Source organism: Telluria sp. LT1R51-2, from assembly GCF_059685775.1.
In genome coordinates this window covers 118,172-139,266 of sequence record NZ_JCASIM010000002.1, presented here as the reverse complement: position 1 = coordinate 139,266, position 21,095 = coordinate 118,172, and the positions used below count along the sequence as shown (strand labels likewise).

Below are 21,095 nucleotides of genomic sequence, written 5' to 3'. Positions count from 1 at the left end.
GCACGGTTTATGCGCGTGCGCCACCAGCCCCGTCAATGGGACGCGGCTGGCGTCAGGGCTTGTCGGCCTTGCCGCGGTTGGTGCGCCGGGCACGCGCTGCCGGTTCGGCCGATGGCGCATCGGACGGGGTGGCTGCAGGGTCGGCTGCATCGGCCGCGTCGGCGCCGTCTGCGCCTTCGGCCGGGATGGCGCTGGCCACGGCGTGGCGGAACTGGTCTTGCAACAAGTTCCACCAGGCCATGGCGGCCGGGATGGCAGCGCCTGCGGCGTCCGGTGCAGCCTGCGCCGGGTCGGGCGGCGGCGGGGCTGATGGCGCTGGTGGCGCTGGTGGTGTTGGCGGCGTTTGCGCAGCAGCAGCCGGCGTGGCCGCCTGCGCCATTTGCGCGAAGAATTGCGCGAACGGGGCCACCGACGATTCGCTGACCTTCGTCTGGCCCATGGCCTGGGCCATGCTGTCGCCCATCGCCTTGAGCGTGGCCAGCGTGCCGCGCTGGATTTCCAGGGCCTGGATCGTACCGTGCAGCATGTTCTGGTTGAGCGTGAGCCAGGCTTCAACCGCCTTCAGGTCGGCGATCTTCTTGTCCAGGTCTTCCACCGACATGCCGGCGCCGGGCATGGCTGGCATGCCGGACACGCCGGCCATGCCCGGCACGGTGCCGGGAATCTGCATGCCGCCCCACAGGTTCTTGACGAAATCGAGGGTGTCGTTCATTCCTGGCATGGGCGGCTTAAGCATGTGGCGTCTCCTGTGGTGGTGCGGCTAGCGTAGCAGATAACGCCGGGGCAGACCACGCCCCGCGCACCACGGCAGCTTACTGCGCTGTCGCGCCGGACTGCTTGACGATCTTGCCCCACTTGACCGTCTCGCTGGCGATGAAAGCGGCGAACTGCGCCGGTGTCTCGCCGGCTGGCTCGGCGCCTTGCTCGAGCAGCTTTTTCTTGACGTCCGGGTCGGCCAGCGCCTTGAGGATCGCGGCGTTCAGTTTGGTCACGACCGGGGCGGGCGTGCCGGCCGGCGCGAGCAGGCCGAACCACGACGTGGCTTCGTAGCCAGGCACGCCAGCCTCGGCGATCGTCGGCACGTCGGGCAGCGCCGGCGAGCGCTGCGCCGTGGTGACGGCCAGGGGACGCAGCTTGCCGGCTTTGACGTGGCCGATGGCCGACGGCATATTGTCGAACATGATCGCGATGTGGTTGCCGAGCAGGTCGTTGGCGGCTGGCGCGCTGCCCTTGTAGGCCACGTGCTGGATGTCGACCCCGGCCATCTGCTTGAACAATTCGCCGGACAGGTGGATCGACGTGCCGCTGCCCGACGAGCCGAACGTGACCTTGCCGGGATTGGCCTTGGCATACGCCATCAGCTCCTTGACGGTCTTGAACGGCTGCGCCGGATTGGCCACCAGCAGGTTCGGCACCAGCGCCACGCGCGTGAGCGGGGCGAAGTCCTTGATCGGGTCGAACGCCAGTTTCGGATACAGGCTCTGGTTGATGGCGTGGGTGCCGACCGTGCCCATCAGGATGGTGTAGCCGTCGGGCGCTGCGCGCGCCACGAGCTGGGTGCCGATATTGCCGCCCGCGCCCGCGCGGTTGTCGATGACGACCGGCTGCCCAAGGTCCTTGCTCATGAATTGTCCCAGCACGCGCGCCAGGATGTCGGTCGTGCCGCCGGCCGAGAACGGGACGATGATCGTGATGGCCTTGGTGGGGAAAGCCTGGGCCTGCGCCGCCAGCGGCGTCAGGGCCAGCAGGCCGAGGGCCGACGCAGCGGCGAGGGTAAGGGTACGGCGGGTCGACAAAAAGGTGCGTGACATGATGTGTCTCCAATAAGGACAACGGATGCAGCGAAATGGACCGGGCACGCGCGCGGACGGCAGCCAGGCCTTGTTGCAGATCGAATCAGACCGGGGCCACGCCCAGCGTGGTGCCGCCACACACATACAGCACCTGGCCGGTGACGAAACCGTTGTCGGGCGCCAGGAAAAAAACGGCGGCGCGCGCGACGTCGGCCGGCGTGCCGAGGCGGCCCACCACGATGCTGTCGATGATGCGCCGGGTCTGGGGCGCACCTTCGGGATTGCTGTTGTGGAAGAGTTCGGTCGCGATCGGCCCCGGCGCCACGGCGTTGACGGTGATGCCGTCGCCGCCCAGTTCGAGCGCCAGTGTGCGGGTCAGGCCGATCAGGCCTGCCTTGGTGGCGGCGTAGACGATGCGCTCGGCCTTGCCCAGCGCCGCGCGCGAAGCGATATTGACGACGCGGCCGTGTCCGGATGCGCGCAGCGTGGGCAGGAACGCCTGGACCAGCAGGATGGCGGCTTTCAGATGCAGGTCCACGACATGGTCGAGATCCTCCATCGTGGCCGTGTCGATGGTGCCGGGGCGGGTGGCGCCCGCATTGTTCACCAGCGCCGTCACGTTGTAGGCAGCGGCAATCTGCTGCGCGATCATGCGGGTCTCGTTCTGGCGCGTCAGATCGGCCTGGAACGACACGAGCTGGTCGTGCCGCCAGTCGGGCTGGCGGTAGTCGAGATTGACGACCGTGCGGCCTTCTGCAATCAGCGTTTCGCAGATGGCCCGGCCAATGCCGGCGCTGCCGCCGGTGACCAGGGTCACGTCTTGTCGGTGCATGGTGTCTCCTTGTATTTTTATAGGAAAGCGCCTGGCGTCGGGCGCCGGCTGCTTGACGAACCAGGGTAGGGCGGGCTTCTCCTTCGTGGTCAGACGCGTTGGGTGATGAGAGGGAGGTCGTCGGCGCGTGCTTGCGTCGCATCCGTCAAGGCCAGCCCGGTGATGTGTTCGAGTTCGGCAAACGACAGGCCGTCGACGATGTCACGCACCACCAGGCCAGCGGGCGTCACGTCGAGCACGGCCAGGTCGGTATAGATGCGGCTCACGCACGCCAGGCCCGTGAGCGGGTAGGTGCAGCGCTCGACGATCTTGCTGGCGCCGTCGCGCGTCTGGTGCTCCATCATGACGAACACGCGCTTGGCGCCGATGGCCAGGTCCATCGCGCCGCCCACGGCGGGAATCGCGTCCGGCGCACCGGTATGCCAGTTGGCCAGATCGCCCTGCACGGACACCTGGAACGCGCCGAGCACGCAGATATCGAGGTGCCCGCCGCGCATCATCGCGAACGAATCGGCATGGTGGAAGTAGCTGCCCCCGGCCAGCAGCGTCACCGGCTGCTTGCCGGCGTTGATCAGGTCTTCGTCCTCGTCGCCGGGGGCGGGCGGCGGGCCCATGCCGAGCAGGCCGTTTTCGCTGTGCAGAAAAATCTCGCGGTCCGGCGGCAGGTGCACGCCGACCAGCGTTGGCAGGCCGATCCCCAGGTTCACGTAAGCGCCTTCGGGAATGTCGCGCGCCACGCGCGCGGCGATCTGGTCGCGGCTCAAGCGTTGCATGCGGGTTCTCCCAGTACGACACGCTGGACGAAAATGCCGGGCGTGACGATGGCTTCCGGATCGAGGTCGCCCAGTTCGACCACGCGCGTGACCTGAGCGATCGTGCAGCGGGCCGCCATCGCCATGATCGGGCCGAAGTTGCGCGCGGTCTTGCGGTACACGAGGTTGCCCCAGCGGTCGCCGTGGAAGGCCTTGATCAGCGCGAAGTCGGCGTGGATCGGCGACTCGAGCACATAGTGGCGGCCGTCGATGAGGCGGGTTTCCTTGCCGGCCGCCAGATCGGTGCCGTAACCGGTGGGCGAAAAGAAGCCGCCGATGCCGGCGCCGGCGGCGCGGATGCGCTCGGCCAGGTTGCCTTGCGGTGTCAGTTCGAGTTCGATCTCGCCGGCCCGGTACAGCGCGTCGAATACGTGCGAATCGGCCTGGCGCGGAAACGAGCAGATGATCTTGCGCACGCGGCGCGCCTTGAGCAGCGCCGCCAGGCCCGTGTCGCCATTGCCGGCATTGTTGTTGACGATGACGAGGTCGCGTGCCCCTTGGGCGATCAGTGCGTCGATCAGCGCGGCAGGCATGCCGGCAGTGCCGAAGCCCCCGATCAGGATGGTGGCGCCATCCGGGATGTCGGCCACCGCTGCTGTCAGTGAGGGAGAAATCTTGTCGATCAAGGTGCAGGTCCTTTCCAGCGCATGACGCGCGTTGACGCTGTTCGATAATCGCACTAATGTTTGATTACTGAACAGGTGAATCGAGTGTAGGAGCGTGCCTGCCCATGGCGCAAGCCGCCCCGATGGAATGTGTTCGATTGCCGAACGGTTTATTACCTCATTGCCAAGGAGCACCATGAACACCTCGCACGAGCCTGCTGAGCCCGCTGAGTCAGCCACAGCGGACGCCGCCGCCAGCGATCCGAATTTCATGCAGTCGCTGGCACGCGGCCTGACGGTGCTGCAGGCGTTCAGCGACCAGCGCCGCAGCCTGACGATTGCCCAGATCAGCCACCGCACGGCGATCCCGCGCGCCTCGGTACGGCGCTGCCTGCACACGCTGATCGCGCTGGGCTATGCCAGTGCGGACGGCAACCAGTTTTCGCTCAAGCCGAAGGTGCTGTCGCTCGGTTACTCGTACCTGTCGTCGACACCGCTCACGGTCTCGGCCCATCCGTACCTGAACCAGGTCAGCCGCAGCCTGAACGAATCGTGCTCGCTCGCTGTGCTGCAGGACGACGAAGTGCTTTATGTGGGGCGTTCTGCCGCGTCGCGCATCATGTCGGTGTCGCTCACGACCGGCAGCCGCCTGCCGGCGTATTGCACGGCGCTGGGCCGCATGCTGCTGGCGCACCTGCCGGCGCCCGATCTGGACGCTTACCTGGCGCGCGTGCCGCTCAAGGCCATGACCGGGCGCACGGTGGTCAATCCCGAGCGGCTCAGGGCGATCCTGGCGGACGTGCGCGATGCCGGTTACGTGGTGGTGGAAGAAGAGCTGGAGGTCGGCCTGCGCTCGATCGCGGTGCCGGTACGGGGCGCGTCGGGCAATGTGCTGGCGGCGCTGAATATCGGGGCGCACGCAGCGCGGGTGTCGCGGCGCAAGATGGAAGAAGACTTCCTGCCTGTCCTGCGCGAGGGTGCGCAAGAGCTGTCGATCCTGTTGCCCTGATCCGGGCACGCGTGGCCATCCCGGCGTCCGCGCTACACTAGCGTCATGCCATCCGCACCGATTCTTCTTTCCCGTCGCCGCCGGCTGCTGCCCGTGGCGCTGGTCGTGCTGCTGCACTGGATCGTCCTGACCGTGCTGCAGGGCGTCAGCCCGGTCCTGCCGCATCGGGCAGCATCCGGTGACGCGCCCGTGACGCTGGTGACCCAGCTGCTGCCGGTGGACGCAGCACCGGTGCCTGCACCCGAACCGGTGCCGCTGCCGCTGCCGGAAGTCAGTCCGCCGCCATTGCCCCGTGTGCCGCCCGTGCCCGTGGAGATCGCGGTACCCGACCAGCCAGGGGACATCACACCGGTCACCGGCGCGGCGCCCGCCGCGCAGGGGGCTGGCGCTGCGCCGGCCGCACCAGTCGAGCCCACACCCGCCACGCCCGCACCGGCCCCGCAGGCCCCACCGGTGTCTGCGCCGGCACCGGCCACGCCGCCACCGGAAGCACGCCGCTACGTCGTCGACATGCCGCCGCCCGCGAAGATCACGCTCGACGTCGCGCGCACCGACGCCGACGGTACCGAATGGTCGGGTGAGGCGCTGCTGGCCTGGCAACTGAACGCGGACAGCTACCGCATCCAGGTCGAAGCCGGTATCCGCGTCGTGTTCGCGCGGGTCAATCTGGTGGTGTTGAAGAGCGAGGGCGCGGTGGCCGCAACCGGTTTCGCACCGATCACGATGACCGAAAAGCGGCGCGGCCGCGCCATGACGGCCACCCATTTCGACTGGGGCAAGAGCCGCATCACGTTTTCGGCATCGCAAGCATCGTATGAATTGCCTGCCGGCGCCCAGGACAAGGCCAGCATCCCGCTGCAACTGGCGGCCATCGCGCGCGGCGACCCGAAGCAGCTCACCGGCGCCATTGATATTTTTGTCGGCGAAGACCGTGACGCAGTGGTCTATCGCTTCACGGTGGTGGGGCAGGAAGAGATCGATACCAAACTGGGTACACTGCAAACCTGGCACCTGACGCGCCCGCCGCAACCGGGCTCGTACAAGTCGCGCCTGGACATCTGGCTGGCCCCTGCGCATGGCTGGTATCCGGTGCGGATTCGCAATAGCGAGGCGAACGGAGCAGTAACCACGCAAACAGTGAATAATATCGTCTTGGACCATTCAGGATCTTGATATGCCTATGAACAACATTCGACACATCGGTGCAGCTCTGGCGCTGACCTTCGCACTGGGTGGCGCGTCCGCCCAGCCCGCCCATCCGGCCGTCAAGCGCGCGTTCGAACTGCCGCCATCGGCCGATCTGGCCTACGACCTGGCGGCGCGCCAGAAGGGCCTGGCCCTGAAGGGCGACGCCACCGTCAACTGGCGCGCCGGCGACGGCAAGTACGATGTGCGCGTCGAGTCGCGTGTGGCGATCCTGGGCACGCTGCTCGACAACCAGAGCCAAGGCATCATTGACGCCTACGGCCTGGCGCCGACCGAGTTTTCCGAAAAACGCAAGCGCAAGGAACCGACCTCGATCACCTTCGACCGAGGCGACAAGACGATGCGCTTCTCGGAAGGCGACAAGACCTATCCGCTCAAAGGCGGGGAGCAGGACCGCGTGTCGATCACCTGGCAACTGGCCGCCGTGGCGCGCGCCGCCGGCGACAAGTTCAAGCCCGGCTCCGAGTGGCCGTTCTTCGTGGCAGGGCGCAGCAGCGCCGAAACCTGGACCTTCAAGGTCGTGCGGAGCGAAAAAGTCAAAACGGGCCTGGGCGAGGTCGATGCGATTCTGGTCACGCGCGCGGCGCTGAGGGGCAGCCGCGACCAGAGCGTGGACGTCTGGCTGGCGCCGGCGCACGAGTATTATCCGGTCAAAATTCGCTTTACCGAAGGCGACAACGAAACCATCGAGCAGACGCTCAAGAGCGTGACCAAGTCGTAAGTCTGACATGCACCGCAGCGGTGTTGCACAGGCTGCCTTTGGGGGCAGCCATTCCGGAATTGCCCAGTCTTAACTGTTATACTGACGCCCCCGCGAAGCTGGCCGGGTCTGTGGTAACAAATGCAATGCAGACCCGTCTCGGCCGCGCACGAGACTGGTTATTAACAAAATGATCGACCCCCAAGCCGGCGCGGCGCACGCTGCCGACGCCTCGACTACAGCGCAAGAACTTGATCCGCTGCAGGTACACTTTCAGGATGGCATTGCTCCGGATGAAATCGAGCAAGTCTTCCACCTCAAGCGTGCCCAGCCAATGCTGTCGGCCTTCACGGCCCTGTTCCACGGCACGCAGGACGGTGTACTGGTGCGTCTGCTCGTCCTGCGCGAACTGGCCGGCGACGCGTCCACGTCGGCCTTCTCGCGCGCCGACATCAACCAGAAGCTGGCCTATCTGGTTCCCGAAAGCCTGGAAACGGTGCTCAACCGCCTGCGCGGCCATGGCCTGCTGGCCTGGGACGCCCCGGCGGCTGTCTACCGCATCACGCCGCTGGCGCGCAACGTCCTGTCGGCGCTGGAAACCCTGCTGGCGCTGGGCAAGCCCGAAGGCGACGAAGCCGAGATGGGCTTTTTGCTATCGCAGGTGGCGGGCGCCCAGGCCGTGGGCGGCGTCACGGTCGACCAGCTGAAACACCTGCTGGGCCGCCTGGTCGAACTGACCGAGGAATTTCGCGATGCGATCGCGTCCGGCTCCGAATTCCGCCTGCGCACGTCGCAGGCAAAGTGGCACATGGCCTGCGACTGGGTCGAGAAGGGCTCGGTCATCCTGCGCGCCATCACGTCCGACGAGCGGGCCGACGCCGCCACGCACCGCGCGGCGCAGGCGATCGGCCGCGCCCAGAGTGCACTGCTGAACATGCAGGGCATGTTCTCGCGTGCGCTGAACCAGATCGAACGCCAGCGCGTGCACCTGGGCCAGTCGGGGCTGTCGACCACCGACGTCAAGCGCTGGCTGCTGGCGCACGACGACCTCGCGAGCCTCGCCGCCGGCGCGATCGACCGGCCGGTCACGCCGCTGTTCGGCACCCCGGCCGAGATGATCGACGTGGCCGAGACCGAACTGCTGGCCGAGCGCATCATCTCGACCGGCCCGAAAGGCCTGCCGAGCGGCCAGGATGCGCCGCTGACGATCAACGACAATCCGGCCATGCAGCTTGAGCTGAACGACTGGATCAACAAGCTGGCCGACTTCGCCAACCTGGGCAACTTCCCGGAATTTTCGAGTGTCGGCCCGCGCCGGGTGCAACTGCACGAGTCGCTGCTGCCGGCCACGTTTGCGCTGGCCTCGTACCGCGCGTCGCTGCTGCCGCTCCTGGGCGACGCGTCCGAAGCGAGCCTGCAGGGCGCGACCGCCGAACTGGCGCGCCTGCCGCTCACGTTCGTCTCGCTCGACGAAATGGTCCAGCTGAATGACCCGGAAGTGGCGGCCATGTCGGTCGCGACCCTTTCACTGAATGCCGATCCCACTCCTGATGGACAGCCTGCCCCATGAATGACGATGCACAAATCCTGATCGCGCGCCTGCTGACGCACCAGACCCTGCGCCGCGACGACAAGATGGTCAAGCGCGCGCTGTCGGACGACCAGTTCCGCGCCGAAGTCGACAAGCGCCTGCTCGAATCGGGCCTGAAGCTGCTCGATAACGTCTACGCCGACCATGTCACCGTGGCCCTGCACCGCAACGTCGAGCCGAAGATCTTCGGGGCCAAGGACATCTGGCAGAACAATAACTTCGGCCTGACGCGCGATGGCGTGGCGCTGCTCGTCGTGCTGTGGGCGCAGATCATCCTGCCCAAGCGCGAGCGCCAGGAAACCCATACGACGATCGACGACGACCAGAACGACATGTTCGAGAAGGAGCTGTCGATCCCGCGCGCCGAAGACACGTCGATCGGCATTTCGTACACGGCGCTGCTGTCGGACTTCGGCGACAAGCTGGGCAAGAAGACGCGCATGGACATGAACCTGGGCGTGCTGTCGAAACTGGGCTTCATCGAGCGCCGCGGCGACGTGATCCTGGAAGGCCCGCTGCTCGACCTGATGATGGACACCGACGTGCTCAAGGAACGCATCATCAACGGCGCGCTGTCCGAAGTGTTCAAGCGCGCCCCGCTGGCCGCCGCGCCGCGCCGCGTGGCCCCGGTCGATGCCGACGCCGCCAACGATGCCCTGGCGCCCGACGGCGCCCTTGATGTCCCTGACACCCCGAATTGAGATAGCCGATGTTCCACATTAAATCACTCGAACTGGTCCACTGGGATTACTGGCAGCGGATCAAGAACATCCCGCTCGACGCCAAGATCATCACGATCGCCGGCCAGAACGGCTCGGGCAAGACGACGCTGCTCGACGCGATGCGCACGCTGTTCGGGCTCGATTGCTCGATGGGCCGCACGTACAAACACTATGCGCGCCACTCGGGCCAGCAAAGCGCCTGGCTGCGCGCCGTCGTCGACAACAAGCCGGTAGGCCGCCAGTTGTCGAACCGGCCGTTTCGTCATTCGGGCTTTTTCGCCGACGATGAAGTCACGCTCTTTTGTCAGGTGCAAAAGAACGGCGGCGACTGGAAGCGCCAGTACCTGATGCGCCCGGGGAACGTCGAGATCGAGGAAGTGACCGAAGCGACCGACTGGCTGGGCGTGGAAAACTACCGCAAGCGCCTGGCATCGGCCGGCCTGTCGCCGGCGATGTCGAAAGTGCTCGCGCTGGAGCAGGGCGAGACCGACAAGCTGTGCGAATACGCGCCGCGCCAGTTGCTCGACCTGGTGTTCCAGGTCTTCGGCGACAAGGAAGTGCTGGACGCCTACGACGAAGCCAAGCGCCACCAGCGCGACACCGAGACAGAGCTCAAGCGCTTCGAGGCCGAACTGGAAGCGTCGCGCACCAACCTCGAAGGCTTGCGCCTGCGCGTGGCCAACCACCATCAGTGGTCCGACCTGCACAAGGAAAAGCGCGAGCTGCACGAAGAAGTGCTGCCGGCGCTGCAGTACCACGAAGCACGCGAGAAAGCGCTCCTGGTCTCGCGCACGCTGCGTGAAGCGAAGAAGCCTTTGGTGCAGGCCGACGGTCAACTGGCCGAGAAACGCAGCCAGCTGGCCAGCCAGCAGCGCGCGCTGACCGAAGCGCAAAAGCAGGAAACGCAGCTCGAGCAGGAGGGCGGCGAACTGGCCAAACGCCTGACCGAGGTAAACACGCGCCTGAAACCGCTGGAAAGCCTGCTGGAACAGCGCGACCGCCTGCAAAAGCTGTCGGCGGATGCCGGCGCGGACATCGCCGAAGTAGGCAAGCAGCTGGGTGAAAAAGAAGCCGAGCTGGCGCGTCAGAAGAGCGCGCGCGAAGCCGTGTCGACCAGGATCGCGGGCGAGCTGGCGACGATCTCCCAGTTGCAGGGCAAGAGCGCGATGCCCGAGCCTGAAGCGCAGCGCCTGATGCGCCGCGCGCTGCGCGACGAAGGCATCGCGCACGCCATGCTGTCGGACATCGTCGAAGTGACGGACCCGAAATGGCAGGGCGCGGTCGAAGGTGTGCTCGGTGGTTACGCCTCGGTCGTGCTGCTCGAAAAAGCGTCGGATGCGGCCAATGCCTACCGTCTGGCCGAGAAGGAACGCTATCGCCACTTCATCGTGCCCGACTGCGTGACGGCGCCGGTCGTCAAGGATGACAGCCTGCTGTCGGTGGTGAGTTTCTCGGGCAAGGCGCCGGGCTGGCTGATCGACCAGCTGGAACGCATCGTGCGCGTCGATTCGGTCGACGACGGCTTCAAGAGCCGCTCGGACGAATGGATCACGCCGGACGCCTACCACCGCGAACGCCGCGGTGGCCGCTCGCTGTTCGTCGAAGCATCGCGTTATCGCTTTGGCGCAGCCGGCAAGACGCAACGCCTGGAAGCGATCCAGAAATCGCTGCCGGCGCTGGAACAGAAGGAAGACGCGCTGACGCTGGCGATCTCGAAACTCGCCGCCGAAGTGGGCGGCCTGAAGGCGCGCATCGCCGGCGTCGACGCGGCCAAGGAACTGTCGGCGCGTCAGGAAGAATTCGAGGAAGCCGCGCGCGCACTGGCGCCGCTCAAGGCCGAGCGGATGGAAGTGGGCGCGCGCCTGGGCGAGCTGCAAACGCTGAGCAAGAACGCGACCGTCGCGCGCACCCGCGCCGACACCGTGTGGCAGAACGCGCGCATGGCGCTGTCGGAAGCCGAGGCAGGCATGCGCCTGAACCATCGCCGCCAGATCGACCAGCGCACCGAGCACGCCAAAGCCCTGCTGGAATTGCGCCGCAGCTGGCGCGCCGTGCCGGGCGCGTGGAAGAATCCGGGCTGGCGCGGCGACCTGGTGGCCAAGCACCAGAATGCGCACCAGGTCAATCTGCGCCTGGGGTCCCTTGAAGGTTCGCTGGCGCGCGACGACTGGGAACTCGATCCGACCGTGGTCGATCAGTATGCGCGCCTGCACGACCAGCTCGAAAGCCGCCAGACGGAGACCGAAGAGCGCCGCTACCAGAACAACCGCGCGATCGAAGCGACCGGCAATGCGCGCGGTGCCTACATCGAGCGCCTGCGCTATACGATCAAGACCTATACCAAGAACATCCGTGAACTGGGTGGCCTGGCCGGGATCGACGTGCAGGCCGATCCGGTACGGCTCGAGAACGACGACGTGCAACTGTCGCAGGCCGGCCTGCACGTGCGCTTCAAGTTCGACGGCAAGGACCAGATCGGGATGAACGATGGCGAAGCGTCGGGTGGCCAGCAGGTCATGAAGTCGCTGGTGCTGTTGATTGGCCTGCTCAAGTCCGAGGAAGGCTCGGGCGGCTTCGTGTTCATCGACGAACCGTTTGCCCACCTGGATATCCGCAACATCCAGCTGGTCGGCGAGTTTTTGAAGAACACCGACGCCCAGTACCTGATGACGACCCCGCTGACGCACAACACGGACGTCTACGACCCGTCGGAACTGACGCTTATCACGAGCAAGAAGAAGAAGGACCAGCAGTGGGCGCAGCCGATCTTCGTGCTGCAGCGCCGGAAGGAAGACGCGAAGGCGGCTTGATGGAGAAAGGGATCCGGTACCGGATCCCTTTTTTTATGCTTGCAAACTCTCGCGCTTAGCCCGCCGCCGCCAGCGCAGCAGTCCGACCGAATAGCAGGCGAAGTAGCCACTGGTCAGACCCACGCACAGCATGGTCAGCGGGCTGTCGCTCAGCTGGGGCGTGGGCAGGCCCTTGCCCTGGTTGGCGTAGATCTCGACGCCGATGTACAGGATGCGCGCCACCAGGATCATTGCCATTACCAGGCCCAGGCGGGCGTTCGGCGTGAAGAAGTAACCCTCGGGCGTGGCCTCGAAGCGTGACAGCTTCAGGCCCCACACACCGTAGCCGATGCCGCCGGCGGCGCCCACCAGCAGCGCCGCCAGGTTGTAGGGACTGGTCAGCAGCTGCGCTGCCGGCACCAGGATCATCGCGCCAAACACCAGGATGCCCGTGTAATGGCGCTGATAGATCGAGCGCTGGCGCAGCATCTGCTTCTTGATGCGCGCGTAGATGCGCCAGACCAGCAGCGGGGTCAGGACGAGCAGGGCCAGGGTGGTGATCGAAAGTTCCATGGGGACGGTCAGCAGGCGGTGTGCGGAAAGACCGCATTGTAGCCCACTGCCGGCGCGCGCCGCGCCGCAGGAGCGCATGCTAAGGTGGGCCAATCAGCCAATCGAGGAGGACCTCATCATGCAAGCAGGCCATACCGCGCCATCAGCGCCGCCGTTTTCCATCCATGCCCATCGCGCGCCCGATCCGGCGCCCGTCGACGATCCGATGCCCGATCCGTTCGAGGCGCCGCATCCGCATCCGCACCACCAGCCGGGCCATCTGCCGCACGATGACGAGCCGGTGCCCGATCCGAACCCCAGCTGACGCAGGTTGGCGGCCAGTGCTACCATGGAGCATTGCCGCTTTACTGTTGGACGCAATGAAATACCGACTTTTTCTGTTTGACCTCGACGACACCCTGCTCGATTTCCGGGCTTCTGAACAAGCTTCCTTCCAGCGCACGATGGCGCACCTCGATCTGCATGAGGGCCTTGACGTCCTGTTCGCGCAGTACCAGATGACCAACGTTGCGCTGTGGCGCCTCTTTGAACAGGGCGCCGTGTCGAAAGACTTCCTGCGCATCGAACGCTTTCGCAAGACCTTCGCCGACAACGGGATCGATCTCGATCCGCACGTCGCCAGCGATGTGTACAGCGAATCCCTTGCCGATACCGTCGTGCTGGTCGATGGCGCCGTAGCGCTGTGCGAGACGCTGGCCGGCATCGGCGAAGTGGGCATCATCACCAACGGCGCGCACGCGATCCAGCACCGGCGCATCGCCAGCTCGGGGCTGGCCCCGTCGCTGTCGTTCGTCGCGACGTCCGAAGCCTGCGGCTTCGCCAAGCCGGACACCCGCTTCTTCGAATACACCAGCAAGATGGCGCGCACCTTCACCAAGCCCGATACGGTGATCGTGGGCGACCGCCTGGACGCCGACATCCTCGGCGCGAACCGCTTCGGCATCGACAGCGTCTGGTTCAATCCGGGCCGTCTGGCCAACGAATCACTCGCCATTCCTACCTGCGAAGTCGACAGCCTGCTCGCCGTCGACGCCTCATTGCGCCGCCTGGCCCTCGCCTGAATTTGCGCCGGCGTCGGCGCCGGTGGCGCTGAAGGCTGCGCCGGACACCCGGTTGCGGCCCGCGGCCTTGGCCTGGTAGAGCTGCATGTCCGCGCGCACAACCAGGTCGGCGGTGCTCAATGACTCCTTGCCGCCAGGCTCGAACGAGGCCACGCCGAGGCTGGCCGTGACGGTCTCGAAAGGCGATTCCACGTGTGCGATGGAGAGGCCAAGAATGTCCTGGCGCATGCGTTCGGCAACCGCCAGCGCGCCCTGCAGATCGGTCGCCGGCAGGATGATCGCAAATTCTTCGCCGCCGTAGCGGGCGGGCAGGTCGCCGGTGCGATTCAGGCTGGCCACCAGCACGCCGCCTACCTCGCGCAGACAGGCGTCACCGGCCGGATGACCGTAATGGTCGTTGTACTTCTTGAAGTAGTCGATGTCGAGCAGGATCAGCGCCAGCGGCGCATTGCTGCGCTGCGCGCGCCGCCATTCGTGGTCGAGCATGTCGTCGAAGCGGCGCCGGTTGGCCAGTTGCGTGAGCTTGTCGGTGTGCGCCAGTTCATGCAGCCCCTGGTTGTCGCGCTGCAGGTCTTCGGAATAGGCGCGCAAGGTCTGGTCGAGCCGGTCGCGGATTGCGATCTGCCGCACCAGTTTGCGCCCGAACAGCGTGAACAGGGCCGCGATCAGCAGCGTGACGGCGCCGATCAGAAGGCTCGACCGCTTCCAGTCGCCCAATAGCTCGTCCTTGGTCTGCCCGACAGCGATCACGAAGGCAAAGCGGTCGACCCGGCGATAGCTGTACAGCCGTTCGATCTTGTCGACCGTGGCGGTCAGGAACTCGGCGCCGGCCGACTTGTTGCGGATCGCCTGGAATACGGCGCCATGCGACAGGTTGGTGCCGATGATCTTCTCGTCGAACGGGCGCCGGTAGACCACCGTGCCGTCGTCCAGCGCCAGCAGCACCGTGCCGGTGCGGCCAACATCGAGGTCGTCGTAGATCCGTTCGAAGAAGTTGACCTTCAATGTGACCAGCACGACGCCGGCAAAGCTGCCGTCGGCACGGTCGATGCGGCGCGAGACCGGCAAGACCCAGAGGCCGCTCGAGCGGCTGCGCACCGGATGGGCCACGTGGATGTCGCGGCCCGGATGCTCGCGGTGATACTGAAAATACGCGCGGTCGGCGTTGTTGGCCATGACCGGCTGGTCCAGCGACGTGGCCAGCCAGGCGCCATCTTCGCCATACACGAAGATGCCGTGCAGCTCGGGTGTCGTGTGGGTGAGCTCGACCAGGTGCGCCTGCAACCGCGCCAGCGCTGCGGGGCTCGTGCCATCGTGTTCGACCCGCTCGGCGACGTTGGCCAGCGCCATGCTCGTGGTCTTCATGGCCGATTCGACCTGGGCCCCGACCATGCGCGCAACATTGCTGGTGGCGACCGTGGTCTGCGCGATCTGCGCCTGGCGCGTCGCGTGGATGAACCACGCGGCAAAGGCCACCAGCAGGATGCAGGCCAGTACCGTCGCGGCGACCACGAAGCGCACCACGGGCCTGCGCTTGCTGGACAAGCGCAGGAAATCGAGGGCCGGATTGTCGTTGGATGGTGTCAATGCGCTGCGCTCCATGGAATGCGACCGGGTTACGCATCGTCCTTGTGATGCGACGTTCTCTCGATCATATTGTGCCACCGGAGTCGATGGTATGGCGCAAGCCGCCGTGCCAGGCCAGGCCGGCCGGTGCATTCATGAGGGAGCGTCATATCCCCCATGCGCGAATCGGCCTTACTCTCGCGCGCCAGCAAGGCTATAGTGAGTGCTGGTAGATTCACCCAGTGCCGCCGCGCCACTGCACGATCCTGTGACCCTGCGACCCTGCGGCCATCCCGCTACATCAAGTAAACAAGCAAGACCACCACAAGGATTCCCATGACTGTCAAAGCCTATGGCGCCTACGCGCCCGACCAAGCCCTCGAATCGATGGACATCACGCGCCGCGCACCTGGCGCGCACGACGTGCAGATCGCGATCGACTTCTGCGGCGTCTGCCACTCCGACCTGCACACCGTGCGCGGCGAATGGGCCGGCTCGCAGTTTCCCTGCGTCCCGGGCCACGAAATCGTTGGCCGCGTGTCGGCCATCGGCGCCCACGTCACGCAGCACAAGGTCGGTGACCTGGTCGGTGTCGGCTGCATGGTCGACTCGTGCAAGGCCTGCGCCGATTGCGGAGAAGGCCTCGAAAACTATTGCGACAACATGGTCGGCACCTACAACGGGCCAACCCCGGATGCGCCGGGCCATACGCTGGGCGGCTACTCCGAGCAGATCGTTGTGCACGAGCGCTTCGTGCTGCGCGTGACGCACCCACAAGAGCAGCTGGCCGCCGTGGCGCCGCTGCTGTGCGCCGGCATCACCGTCTGGTCGCCGCTGCGCCACTGGAACGCCGGTCCTGGCAAGAAGGTCGGCATCGTCGGCATCGGTGGCCTGGGCCACATGGGCATCAAGCTGGCCCACGCCATGGGCGCACACGTCGTGGCGTTCACGACGTCGGCATCCAAGCGCGACGATGCGCTGGCGCTGGGCGCCGATGAAGTCGTGATCTCGAAGGATGCCGACGCCATGGCGGCGCAGGCCAAGACCCTCGACCTGATCATCAACACGGTGGCCGCGCCGCACGACCTGGACGCGTTCCTGCAGATCCTCAAGCGCGACGGCACCATGGTGCTGGTTGGCGCGCCGGATTCGCCGCACCCATCGCCACAGGTGTTCAACTTGATCATGAAGCGCCGCGCGATCGCCGGTTCGATGATCGGGGGGATCCCTGAAACCCAGGAAATGCTCGATTTCTGCGCCGAACACGGCATCGTGTCGGACATCGAGATGATCCGCGCCGACGAGATCAACGGCGCCTATGAGCGCATGCTCAAGGGCGACGTCAAGTACCGCTTCGTGATCGACAGCGCCACGCTGGCCGCGTAAGTTTTCTTCGGCCCCGTCCCGGGCCGCATCTCTCCGCTCCTCCTGCGCCCCCGGTGCAGGAGGAGCGTTTGTTTTCCACTCTTGTCTTTGCTATGAATCCAACCATTTCCGTCGCTTGCGACAGCAAGCCGGCCGCGCCCGCGGCATGGGGCGCCGTGCTGGCGATGTCGCTCGCCGCCTTTGCCCTCGTCGCATCCGAATTCATGCCGGTCAGCCTGCTCACACCCCTGGCGGCCGACCTGCGCATCACCGAAGGCCAGGCCGGGCAGTCGATCGCCATTTCCGGCGCGTTCGCGCTCCTGACCAGTCTGTGCCTGACGTCGGTCGTGGGGCGGCTTGACCGCAAGACGCTGCTGCTGGCCCTGACCGGCCTGATGATCGCCTCCGGCACCGTGGCCGCATTTGCGCCGAACTATCCGCTGTTCATGGTGGGCCGCGCGCTGATCGGTGTGGCCATCGGCGGCTTCTGGTCGATGTCGGCAGCCACTGCGATGCGCCTGGTGCCCACGGCCGATGTGCCGCGCGCGCTGGCGATCCTCAATGGCGGCAATGCGCTGGCCACGGTGATTGCCGCGCCGGCGGGCAGTTACCTGGGCGGCGTGATCGGCTGGCGCGGCGCCTTCTTTTGCCTGGTGCCGGTGGCGACGCTGGCGCTGGCCTGGCTCTGGTTCAGCCTTCCGGCGCTGCGCCCCGAGAACCGGCAGGCACCGGTCAGCATGGTCGCGTTGCTCAAGCGCCCCGCGGTCTGCCTGGGCATGGCGGCGGCGAGCCTGTTCTTCATGGGGCAGTTTGCGCTGTTCACGTATCTGCGGCCGTTCCTCAAAACCGTCACCCGCGTCGATGTATCGACGCTGTCGCTGATGCTGCTGGTCCTGGGTGTGGCCGGGTTCATTGGCACCACGCTGATCGGGTCCGTGCTCAAGCAGCGCATGTATCCCGTCCTGATCGCGATCCCGCTCATCATGGCGGCGATCGCGGCGGCGCTGCTCGTTGTCGGCCACTCGGTGGCGGCAACGACGGTGCTGCTGGCGATCTGGGGACTGGTGGCGACGGCGGCGCCGGTGGGCTGGTGGACCTGGCTGGCGCGCACGCTGCCGCGCGATGCCGAAGCCGGCGGCGGCCTGATGGTGGCGGTCGTGCAGCTGGCCATCATGCTCGGCGCCACTGGCGGCGGTCTGCTGTTCGACGCCAGCGGCCATGGCGCCACGTTCGGCTTCAGCGCCGCCGTGCTGGTCGCGGCCAGCTTGCTGGCGCTGCTGGCGGCGCGCGCCAGCCGCGTGGTTCAACCAGCATAGCGCAGCGCGTCGATCACGAGGCCCAGTGCGCGCGATGAATGACGCCGGCTCGGGTAATAGGCGTGCAGGCCGGGAAAGCTGGGACACCAGTCTTCCATCACGCTGACCAGGCGCCCGGCCTGCAGGTGTGGCGCGACCAGGCTCTCGGGCAGGAAGGTCACGCCCACGCCGTCGAGCGCCGCAGCGAGCATGTGATGGACGTTGGTGAACACCGCCTGGCCGCGCACGCGCGCCTCGATCGGCTGGCCATCATGCAGCAATTCCCACGCATACAGCCCGCCGCTGCTGGCCAGGCGCAGGTTGATGCAGTTGTGCGTCATGAGATCCTGCAGCGAGGCCGGCGCCGGCTGGCGCGCGAAGTAGGCAGGCGCGCCCACGATCCGCATCGGCACGTCGGCCGTCAGGCGCACGGCGATCATGTCCTTCTCCACCTGGTCGCCATGGCGCACGCCGATGTCGAAGCGCTCGGCCGCGATGTCCACCAGGCGGTAGTCCGAGCTGATTTCGATGTGCAGGTCAGGGTATTGCGGTAGCAGCGGTGCGATGCGCGGCCAGAGCACCGTGTCGATCACGTGGTCAATGGCCGTGATGCGCACGGTGCCGGACGGCTTGTCACCCAGGTCGCTGATGGCCGTGATTTCCGCATCGATTTCTTCCAGCCGCGGGCCCACGTTCTGCAGCAGGCGCTCGCCCGCTTCGGTGGGTGAGACGCTGCGCGTCGTGCGCGTGAGCAGGCGCACGCCCAGGCGTTCCTCCAGCCCGCGCACGATGTGGCTGAGGGCCGATTGGCTCATGCCCAGCTTGGCGGCAGCGCGCGTGAAGCTGCGCTCGCGCGCGACGGCGATAAAGACGAGGATATCGTTGATGTTGTCGCGGGCCATGCGGGATCAGGCTTGATCGGCCTCGCCGCCGCTGCGGGTGCTGCGCAACCAGTCACTGCCCTTGCCAGCCAGCGCCGTATCGATGACGCCCTGCGGCAGGCTGTAGACGGTGGCCCAGGTGGCGCGCCCGTCGATATCGTTGGACGGGAAGCTGGTGGTCTCGATCGGCCAGTGGTACTTGCGCTTCAGCGCGCGCACGATCGCGGCCAGCGTCACGCGTCCGCGCAGCGGTTCGCTGCCGGCCTGGTCGGCGTTCGACAACAGGACGGCGAGTACCGCGCCGCGTGCGGTGCGTGGGCCGGGAAAGATGGGATGTTTGCTTGCCATGGCCAGATTCTACCCGGCCAGCGAAAAGTTCGCGCCGCGCGGCAGGCAGTTGGCGCCAGCCCGACGCCACTTCGTCGCACGGGATGCCGCGACGCCCCGCGCGTCCGCACAATGCATGCACCTTCTACCTGCCACGGAGTTTGCCATGCTGATCCAGATCCTGACCCACACGCCCCTGTATGTCTGGGCCATCCTCGCGTTCCTGCTCTGGCGCGGCGTCGCCGAGATGCGGGATCGCGAACTGACGCTGCGCCGGATGCTGATCCTGCCGCTGGTGATGCTGGGATTGTCGCTGAACGATATGGCGCTCAAGTTCGACATGGGAATGGTTCTGGTCGCCGCCTGGGTCATCGGTTGTGCGGCGGCGATGCTGCTGGCCTGGCGGTTCGGCCGCACGCGCATCGCAGCCGGTACGGCGCCGGACTCTGTGCTGGTGCGTGGCAGCGTGATGCCATTGATCCTGATGCTGGCCATCTTTCTGACCAAGTACATTACATCGATCGTGCTGGTGATCCAGCCGCAGCTGGCGCACCAGCTGGCGGTGGCCGCGACGATTTGCCTGGTGTTCGGCGTGTTCAACGGCTTGCTGCTGGGCCGCCTGGCGCGCATGGCGGGCGCGCTCGGAGGTAACCAGTTGACATCGAGCCCGAGTCCATTGTGAGCAGTAGCAGACGATCGCAGAATCCAGGCCACGCACAAATAGTTAGGCACTTGGATGTCAATGTTAGTATTGAAACATGAGTCCAGGATTGGGCGCACAGATGACGACATCTGATTGCGCTCTATTAATAACAAGTAGCCCAACCTGAAGCAGATATGTCATCCAAAAGGAAGTTGGTAGCCGGCGCGGTATTGAGTACGTTGTTGTCATTTTCCGCTTTCGCGGCGGAAGACAGCAAGTTGAACGTATCGGATCGCACCGAGATCTTGCAGACTCTGGATGCGAAACTGAATGCGAATTACATCGAGCCTGCTGTGGCCAAACGGGTCGGCAAGGCAATCGCCCGGAAAAATGCAGAAGGAGGTTACGCGTCCATTACCAGCGTTCAGGGCTTCAGTGCGATGCTGGCGAAGGACCTGCGTGAAATAAGCGGCGACAAACATTTTGGCGCCTCGGTCAATGCGAGTTTTCGTGAGTCCAACGGCGCCGCCGATGTGCCCACTAGCGCGGAGATGGACCAAGCGCGCGAATGGACCGAGCGACAGGGTTATGGCATCGAGAAGATAGAACGTCTTCCCGGCAACGTCGGCTACATCGACCTGCGCGCATTCGGGAGAACGGAGTTTACCGGTCCGGCGTACACGGCCGCGATGTCGCTATTGGCGGGGACGGATGCGCTGATCCTTGACCTGCGCCTGAATGGCGGCGGGAGTCCGGATAGCGTCGCCTACCTGATGAGCCATTTCTTCCCGCTTGGCGACAGGCGTCACCTGATCGACTTCTATCATCGTCCCAGCGACACCACGCGACAGGTTTGGCTCGTGCCCACGGTTACACAGCGCTACGACAAGCCGGTATATGTGTTGACCTCGGCCCGCACGTTTTCCGGCGGCGAGGATTGCGCCTATGGCTTCCAGGCGCAGAAACGCGGGACGCTCGTTGGCGAAACGACCGGGGGCGGCTCCAATCCCGTGAGCTGGTTCAGCGTGGGACACGGGATCGTGGTGTCGATCCCCACATCCCGCGCCACCAATGTCGTCACCAAAACCAACTGGGAGCACGTCGGCGTAAAACCTCACATTGCCGTGCCCGCAGCGCAGGCACTGCAGACAGCGCATGTCGACATCCTTCGCAAACTCGTATCATCCGCGAAGGACAGCGACCAGCGCGTCAAGCTGGAGGGCCTTCTCGCGATGGTGGAGCGCGGGGAAGTGGAGAAGCCGGTCTACACGCTCAGGAAGTAGCATTGATTCCCCAGGTGCTGAATGATTTGCTTTTGACGAAAC

General features: G+C 65.8%; 21 protein-coding genes. 12 read left to right on the top strand and 9 right to left on the bottom strand.

Annotation, left to right across the window (positions count from 1 at the left end):
• Window positions 1-52 precede the first annotated feature (52 nt).
• The 5 genes from AC56LH_RS18810 to AC56LH_RS18790 all read right to left on the bottom strand — a co-directional run bounded on the left by AC56LH_RS18810 (window position 53) and on the right by AC56LH_RS18790 (window position 4,063).
• A complete protein-coding gene (locus AC56LH_RS18810; RefSeq protein WP_499648751.1) occupies window positions 53-736 on the bottom strand; it encodes a PhaM family polyhydroxyalkanoate granule multifunctional regulatory protein in 684 nt (227 codons plus the stop codon).
• 76 nt (window positions 737-812) lie between these two features.
• Window positions 813-1,811 carry a Bug family tripartite tricarboxylate transporter substrate binding protein gene (locus AC56LH_RS18805; RefSeq protein WP_499648749.1) on the bottom strand — a complete coding sequence of 333 codons (999 nt, stop codon included), beginning with the start codon at window positions 1,809-1,811 and terminating at the stop codon, window positions 813-815.
• A gap of 85 nt (window positions 1,812-1,896) precedes the next feature.
• On the bottom strand, window positions 1,897-2,625 hold the full coding sequence (locus AC56LH_RS18800) for an SDR family NAD(P)-dependent oxidoreductase (RefSeq protein WP_499648747.1): 729 nt from the start codon (window positions 2,623-2,625) through the stop codon (window positions 1,897-1,899).
• 89 nt (window positions 2,626-2,714) lie between these two features.
• Entirely contained in the window at window positions 2,715-3,398 is a 684-nt protein-coding gene (locus AC56LH_RS18795; protein WP_499648745.1) for a 3-oxoacid CoA-transferase subunit B, read from the bottom strand.
• Window positions 3,386-4,063: a 3-oxoacid CoA-transferase subunit A gene (locus tag AC56LH_RS18790; protein WP_499648743.1), complete on the bottom strand. Its 678-nt coding sequence runs from the start codon at window positions 4,061-4,063 to the stop codon at window positions 3,386-3,388. The genes AC56LH_RS18795 and AC56LH_RS18790 overlap by 13 nt, the downstream gene beginning before the upstream one ends.
• A gap of 175 nt (window positions 4,064-4,238) precedes the next feature.
• Here AC56LH_RS18790 and AC56LH_RS18785 point away from each other — a divergent pair, with 175 nt between their 5' ends.
• The 6 genes from AC56LH_RS18785 to AC56LH_RS18760 all read left to right on the top strand — a co-directional run bounded on the left by AC56LH_RS18785 (window position 4,239) and on the right by AC56LH_RS18760 (window position 12,080).
• Window positions 4,239-5,051: an IclR family transcriptional regulator domain-containing protein gene (locus tag AC56LH_RS18785; RefSeq protein WP_499648741.1), complete on the top strand. Its 813-nt coding sequence runs from the start codon at window positions 4,239-4,241 to the stop codon at window positions 5,049-5,051.
• Between the two features lie 45 nt (window positions 5,052-5,096).
• A complete protein-coding gene (locus AC56LH_RS18780; RefSeq protein ID WP_499648739.1) occupies window positions 5,097-6,224 on the top strand; it encodes a DUF3108 domain-containing protein in 1,128 nt (375 codons plus the stop codon).
• A 7-nt stretch (window positions 6,225-6,231) separates the two neighbouring features.
• Entirely contained in the window at window positions 6,232-6,978 is a 747-nt protein-coding gene (locus tag AC56LH_RS18775) for a DUF3108 domain-containing protein (protein WP_499648737.1), read from the top strand.
• A gap of 169 nt (window positions 6,979-7,147) precedes the next feature.
• Window positions 7,148-8,527, top strand: a complete 1,380-nt coding sequence (locus tag AC56LH_RS18770; protein WP_258837296.1) for a hypothetical protein — start codon at window positions 7,148-7,150, stop codon at window positions 8,525-8,527.
• Window positions 8,524-9,249 (top strand): hypothetical protein, encoded by a 726-nt coding sequence (locus AC56LH_RS18765; RefSeq protein WP_183553974.1) that lies wholly within the window; start codon window positions 8,524-8,526, stop codon window positions 9,247-9,249. The genes AC56LH_RS18770 and AC56LH_RS18765 overlap by 4 nt, the downstream gene beginning before the upstream one ends.
• Window positions 9,250-9,257: 8 nt before the next feature.
• Window positions 9,258-12,080 carry an ATP-binding protein gene (locus tag AC56LH_RS18760; RefSeq protein WP_499648735.1) on the top strand — a complete coding sequence of 941 codons (2,823 nt, stop codon included), beginning with the start codon at window positions 9,258-9,260 and terminating at the stop codon, window positions 12,078-12,080.
• Window positions 12,081-12,113: 33 nt separating this feature from the next.
• Here the strand turns inward: AC56LH_RS18760 and AC56LH_RS18755 are convergent, their stop codons facing one another.
• Window positions 12,114-12,632, bottom strand: a complete 519-nt coding sequence (locus tag AC56LH_RS18755) for a CcdC protein domain-containing protein (protein ID WP_499648733.1) — start codon at window positions 12,630-12,632, stop codon at window positions 12,114-12,116.
• Window positions 12,633-12,750: 118 nt separating this feature from the next.
• On the opposite strand from AC56LH_RS18755, the gene AC56LH_RS18750 reads away from it, so the two are divergent.
• Together AC56LH_RS18750 and AC56LH_RS18745 are read left to right on the top strand one after the other, a co-directional pair.
• Window positions 12,751-12,936, top strand: coding sequence for a hypothetical protein (locus AC56LH_RS18750; RefSeq protein WP_499560709.1), 186 nt, complete (start codon window positions 12,751-12,753; stop codon window positions 12,934-12,936).
• Window positions 12,937-12,991: 55 nt separating this feature from the next.
• Window positions 12,992-13,693 (top strand): YjjG family noncanonical pyrimidine nucleotidase, encoded by a 702-nt coding sequence (locus AC56LH_RS18745; protein WP_499648731.1) that lies wholly within the window; start codon window positions 12,992-12,994, stop codon window positions 13,691-13,693.
• On the opposite strand, the gene AC56LH_RS18740 is transcribed toward AC56LH_RS18745, so the two are convergent.
• Window positions 13,667-15,280 carry a GGDEF domain-containing protein gene (locus AC56LH_RS18740; protein WP_499648729.1) on the bottom strand — a complete coding sequence of 538 codons (1,614 nt, stop codon included), beginning with the start codon at window positions 15,278-15,280 and terminating at the stop codon, window positions 13,667-13,669. The genes AC56LH_RS18745 and AC56LH_RS18740 overlap by 27 nt on opposite strands.
• A 315-nt stretch (window positions 15,281-15,595) precedes the next feature.
• On the opposite strand from AC56LH_RS18740, the gene AC56LH_RS18735 reads away from it, so the two are divergent.
• Together AC56LH_RS18735 and AC56LH_RS18730 are read left to right on the top strand one after the other, a co-directional pair.
• Window positions 15,596-16,645 (top strand): NAD(P)-dependent alcohol dehydrogenase, encoded by a 1,050-nt coding sequence (locus AC56LH_RS18735; RefSeq protein ID WP_183553964.1) that lies wholly within the window; start codon window positions 15,596-15,598, stop codon window positions 16,643-16,645.
• A gap of 92 nt (window positions 16,646-16,737) precedes the next feature.
• Window positions 16,738-17,940: an MFS transporter gene (locus tag AC56LH_RS18730; protein WP_499648727.1), complete on the top strand. Its 1,203-nt coding sequence runs from the start codon at window positions 16,738-16,740 to the stop codon at window positions 17,938-17,940.
• On the opposite strand, the gene AC56LH_RS18725 is transcribed toward AC56LH_RS18730, so the two are convergent.
• Window positions 17,928-18,821 (bottom strand): LysR family transcriptional regulator, encoded by an 894-nt coding sequence (locus AC56LH_RS18725; protein WP_499648725.1) that lies wholly within the window; start codon window positions 18,819-18,821, stop codon window positions 17,928-17,930. The two genes, AC56LH_RS18730 and AC56LH_RS18725, sit on opposite strands and share 13 nt — an antisense overlap.
• Window positions 18,822-18,827: 6 nt before the next feature.
• Window positions 18,828-19,148 carry a hypothetical protein gene (locus AC56LH_RS18720; RefSeq protein WP_183553958.1) on the bottom strand — a complete coding sequence of 107 codons (321 nt, stop codon included), beginning with the start codon at window positions 19,146-19,148 and terminating at the stop codon, window positions 18,828-18,830.
• A gap of 145 nt (window positions 19,149-19,293) precedes the next feature.
• On the opposite strand from AC56LH_RS18720, the gene AC56LH_RS18715 reads away from it, so the two are divergent.
• Both AC56LH_RS18715 and AC56LH_RS18710 read left to right on the top strand, forming a co-directional pair.
• Window positions 19,294-19,809: a DUF6622 family protein gene (locus AC56LH_RS18715; protein ID WP_499648723.1), complete on the top strand. Its 516-nt coding sequence runs from the start codon at window positions 19,294-19,296 to the stop codon at window positions 19,807-19,809.
• A 155-nt stretch (window positions 19,810-19,964) separates the two neighbouring features.
• Window positions 19,965-21,053, top strand: coding sequence for a S41 family peptidase (locus tag AC56LH_RS18710; protein WP_499648721.1), 1,089 nt, complete (start codon window positions 19,965-19,967; stop codon window positions 21,051-21,053).
• Window positions 21,054-21,095 lie beyond the last annotated feature (42 nt).